This window comes from Kribbella sp. NPDC002412, from assembly GCF_053592935.1.
The window spans coordinates 1-5170 of the sequence record NZ_JBSFBL010000125.1; the positions used below are offsets into that span (position 1 = coordinate 1).

The 5170-nt window shown below is 70.2% G+C and carries 2 protein-coding genes and 1 pseudogene; 2 read left to right on the forward strand and 1 reads right to left on the reverse strand.

What is annotated here, in order from left to right; translation table 11 throughout:
• Both ACWCOV_RS41410 and recD read left to right on the forward strand, forming a co-directional pair.
• The coding region (locus tag ACWCOV_RS41410; RefSeq protein ID WP_449834863.1) for a 3'-5' exonuclease at positions 1–2395 on the forward strand (2395 nt) is incomplete at its 5' end.
• A complete protein-coding gene (recD, locus tag ACWCOV_RS41415) occupies positions 2392–4158 on the forward strand; it encodes an exodeoxyribonuclease V subunit alpha (RefSeq protein WP_449834864.1) in 1767 nt (588 codons plus the stop codon). The genes ACWCOV_RS41410 and recD, both read left to right, overlap by 4 nt.
• Positions 4159–4201: 43 nt before the next feature.
• On the opposite strand, the pseudogene ACWCOV_RS41420 reads toward recD, so the two are convergent.
• A pseudogene (locus tag ACWCOV_RS41420) lies at positions 4202–5170 on the reverse strand (hypothetical protein); the annotation flags it as partial.

Genomic DNA, 5170 nt, shown 5'->3' on the forward strand with positions numbered 1-5170 from the left:
CTACCTGAACATCGCCAAGATCCTCGACGTCGCGGCCCGCTCGGGCGCGAACGCCCTCGACATGAACTGGCGCAGCGACCAGCCACTCGTCGACTGCCTCCAGGTCGTGCTGGGCGACGCCCGGCTCGGCCACGACGACATCGTCGTGCACAAGGTCGCTGCCCATCATCAGGGCAGCCGGTTGGCCGGCGCGCCGTCCGACGCCCCGTTCCGGCTCCGGGTGGCCCGCCGGGAGCAGTTCGGCTCGCCCTCGCGCAAGAGCATCCCGATGGACGACCTCCGCGACCACATCGCCCGCGACCTCGCCGCCGACATCGGTCAGCTTCTCGCCGCCGGAGCGACGTACGACGATCGCCTCTTGCGCGCGGGCGACATCGCCGTGATCGTCGAGGCGCACAAGGACGCACGGGCCTGCCGCGAGGCGCTCGCCGCCGCCGGGATTCCCGCGGTCTACTCCGGTGACCTCGACATCTTCGCGTCACAGGCCGCCAAGGACTGGCTGTGTCTCCTCGAGGCGTTCGAGCAACCGCACCGCTCCGGTCTGGTTCGGGCCGCGGCGACCACCATGTTCTTCGGGGAGACCGCGGCGAGCCTGCACACCGGCGGTGACGAGCTCACCGACCGGATCGGGCAGACGCTGCGCGCGTGGGCCGACCACTTGCGGACGCGCGGAGTCGCCGCTGTCTTCGAGGCTGCGCAACTCAGTGGGATGTCAGAGCGGGTGCTGGCCTGGCAGGCCGGCGAGCGGGACATGACCGATCTCGCGCACCTTGCCGAGTTGCTGCACGAGGCTGTGCACCGCGAGCGATTCGGCCTGCCCGCGCTGCTTGACTGGCTGCGTGCCGAATGCGCCCGGCGGGAGCGTACGGCCGAGCGAATGCGGCGCCTCGACAGTGACGCCGCGGCAGTCCAGATCATGACGGTCTGGGTCAGCAAGGGCCTTCAGTATCCCGTCGTCTACCTCCCGTTCGCGTTCAATCATCACCCGCATGACGAAGAGCTCCTTCTCTTCCACGAGGACGGTGCGCGACACCTCGACATCGGCGGCCCCGACCACGTGGGCTACAAGGCCAGCGAACAACGTTGGCGGACCGAGGTCGCCGGTGAAAGCATCCGGCTCACGTACGTCGCCCTGACCCGTGCGCAATCCCAGGTGGTCGCCTGGTGGGCGCCTTCCTGGGACGAGATCAACGGCGGAATCTCCCGGCTGCTGCGCGGCCGCAAACAAGGCGATCAGGTGGTGCCCGAGAGCCTGCTGCGGGCCGCGTCCGACGACGACGTACTGATCTGGCTGCGGCGCTGGCAGCAGGCCGGCGGGCCAGTCGTCGAGGAGTCGGTGATCGGCGAGCGTCCCGAACCCGCGGGTGCGGAGCTGCCGAGCGGGCTCACGGTCGCGTCGTTCTCCCGCGAGGTCGACCTCGCCTGGCGTCGTACGTCGTACTCCGGGCTGATCCGCGCCGCCGAGCAGCAGGTGGGCGGCGTGGTCAGTGAGCACGAGGACGGTGGGCTGGAAGACGAGTCGATCGACTCCCTGCCGGCGCCGGGCGTCGTACCGGGCGAGGCGCTGCCGTCTCCGATGGAAGGGCTGCCGGTCGGAGCAACCTTCGGTTCCCTGGTGCATGCTGTGCTCGAGGACGCCGACCCGCAGGCACCTGATCTCCGGGCCGAGCTGGCCCGTCGGGTCCGTGAGCAACTGCGCATGTGGCGGGTCGAGGTGACCCCGGACGCCCTGGCGGAGGCCTTGCTGCCCTTGCACACCACGCCACTCGGACCGCTGGCGCCCGGACTGACCCTCGGTGCCCTCGGCCTGAGTGACCGGCTCCGCGAGCTGGAGTTCGAGATTCCGCTGGCCGGAGGCGATCTGAGCGTCGCGGCCGACGTACGCCTGGCCGACCTCGCGCCGCTGCTGCGCCGTCACCTTCCACCGTCCGACCCACTCGTCGCGTACGCCGACCGCCTCGAACAACCGCTGCTCGGCCGGCAGAGCCTGCGCGGCTACCTCTCCGGCTCGATCGACGTCGTACTGCGGATCCCGTACGGCGACAGCCACCGCTTCGTCGTCGTCGACTACAAGACCAACCGGCTCGGCGACCCCGAACAGCCGGCCACCTCGGCGGACTACGGACGCGACCAGCTCGCTGCCGCGATGCTGCACTCCGACTATCCCCTGCAGGCCTTGCTGTACTCGGTCGTTCTGCACCGGTACCTCCGCTGGCGGCTGCCGGCGTACGACCCCGACCACCATCTCGGTGGAGTCATCTACGTCTACCTGCGAGGAATGTGCGGCCCAGACACGCCGCTCCTGGACGACCATCCGGCCGGCGTTTTCAGCTGGCCAGTGCCGCCCGCTCTGGTGCTCGAACTGTCAGACCTGCTCGACGGGAGGACCTTGTGACTACGACCGTCGACGAGTTCGACGCCTCGCTGGCGCTCACCGCTGCCGGGAGGCTGCGCGACTTCAACCAGGCCGGAGTGCTGGTCGCGGCCGACGTCCATGTCGCGACTCGGCTGACGTCAATGCTGGGCGAGAGCGACGAATCGGTCGCGCTCGCCTGCGCGCTGGTCGTCCGGGCAGTGCGCGCGGGCTCCGTCTGCCTCGACCTCACCGAGGTCCGCGAAGAGGTCGGCCCGGACGGCGCCGACCTGGACTGGCCCGACCCCGACGAGTGGCTGGCAGCCGTCGCGGCCAGCCCACTGCTCGCCGCACCCCAGCCGCTTCGGCTCGAAGGCAGTCGCCTCTACTTCGATCGGTACTGGCGAGAGGAAGAGCAGGTCGAGCAGGACCTCCGCCGCCGATCCGGCCAGCCGGCGCCGGTGATCGCCGACGAGGATGCACTGCAGGCAGGACTCAGCCGGCTCTTTCCTGGTACGTCGTACGACGAGCAACGGATCGCAGCGGAGACAGCGGCCAGGCAATGGACGACCGTGCTCACCGGCGGTCCGGGCACCGGCAAGACCACCACGGTCGCGGCACTGCTGGCGTTGCTCGCCGAGCAGGCGGAGAAGGCCGGCCAACGCCGTCCCTGGATCGCGCTGACTGCACCGACAGGCAAGGCCGCAGCCCGGTTGGAGGAAGCGGTCCGCGACGAGATGCGCCATCGCCTCTCCGACACGGACACCGCACGACTGGGCGACTTCCACGCCCGGACCCTGCACATGCTGCTCGGCCGGCGCCCGGACTCGTCGACCCGTTTCCGCCACAACCGCGACAATCGGCTGCCGCACGACATCGTCGTCGTCGACGAAACCTCGATGGTCTCGCTGACGATGATGGCGCGCCTGCTCGAGGCAGTACGGCGCGACGCCCGGCTGGTGCTCGTGGGCGATCCCGACCAACTGGCCTCCATCGAAGCTGGTGCGGTCCTCGCCGACCTGGTCGAAGGACTGGTCGCCGGCGGACATGCGAAGGCAGCCGAGCTGCGCACGTCCCACCGGTTCGGCAGCGAGATCGGCGACCTGGCGCTCGCGGTCCACGAGAACCGCCCGGACGACGTACTCACCGTGCTCCGCCGTGGTGGGGAGCGGGTCACCTTCATCGAGGACGAAGACCCCCGAGAGACACTGCGATCCGCGCTGCTCCCCGACGCACTCGCGATCCGGGAAGCCGCCGAATCCGGCAACGCCGACGCCGCCCTGGCCGCGCTCCAACGGCACCGCCTGCTCTGCGCCCACCGCGACGGCCCGTGGGGCGTCACGTACTGGAACCGGACCGTCGAGCGCTGGATCACCGAGGAGACCGAAGACCCACTCTGGGACACCTGGTACGTCGGCCGGCCGATCCTGGTCACCGCCAACGACTACGGCCTCGGCATCTACAACGGCGAGATGGGCGTCACCGTGCGCCGACCGGACGGCTCCCTGCGCGTCTACATCGACAGCACTCGCGGACGGCTCGACTTCGCCCCCGGCCGCCTTGGCAACGTCGAGACCCTGCACGCGATGACGATCCACAAAGCCCAAGGCAGCCAGGCCGCCGAAGTGACCGTGCTGCTGCCCGGCGAAGACTCCCGGCTCCTCACCCGCGAACTCTTCTACACCGCGGTCACCCGCTCCCAGGACCAGGTCCGCATCGTCGGATCCGAGGCCGCGGTTCGCCTGGCCCTCGACCACCGGGCGCTCCGAGCCACCGGCCTACGCCAGCGCCTCGCACAACGCTGAGCGGACCTGAGGTCCGGGCCAGGCCGGCGGGTTGAGGGCAGGGCTACTCCACCGGTTGCCACGCCGGCTGCCCGTCGAACCCGGGCGCCTTCGTCAGAGCCCGGCTTACGCCGGTCTCGACGTCAGCGACGTAGACGTCCCACGAACCCCCAGCGTCGGAGTAGTACGCGAGCGACCGGCCGTCCGGAGACCACCGCGGCCGTTCCTCCGACGCCGACTCGGCCACCACCGAGCGCTGGCCGGTACCGTCCGCGGCGACGACCGCGATGTCGAAGCCGGCCGACGTCACGATGTTGTACGCCAACCGCGACCCGTCGACCGACCAGGCCGGGTTGATGCCACGGACCGGCCGCGGCAGGAGCGGCTGTTCGAGACCCGTGTCGGGGTCGACCGCGTGGAGTTCGGGCGCGCCGCTGCGTGTGGTCGCGAAGCCGATCCGCGAACCGTCCGGCGACCACTGCGGCTTGTCGTCCAGCCCGGGCGAGTTCACCAGTTGCCGGACGTTCGAACCGTCGACGTCCATCACGAAGATGTCCCAATCTCCGTCCCTGTTCGAACTGAAGGCCAGTCGACGTCCGTCCGGTGACCAACTCGGGTAGAAGTTCGCGCCCGCGTCGCGGGTGATCTGCGTCGATCCCGTCCCGTCGTGGGAGATCAGGTAGATGTCGCTCGCCGCCGACGACCCAGCGTTGAACGCCAGCCGTCGCCCGTCCGGCGACCATGCGGGGTGCGAGACCGGCGGGAGCGCCTTGGTCAGCCGTCGTACGTTCGAGCCGTCGGTCTGCATCAGGTAAAGCGCGTCGACGCCGTCGCGATCGGACACGAAGGCAATGAGCGCGCCCACGTGCGTAGTCGGCGGCTGCGGCGACCCAGGCAACGGCGACGACGGCTGCGACGGCCCGGGTTCGGACGTCGACGACGTGCACCCGAGCGCCAAACACCCGAGGACCCCGACCAACTTCACCACCTGGCCGCAGGAGATCGCGTACGGCAGGGTGGGCAGCCGCAGCCG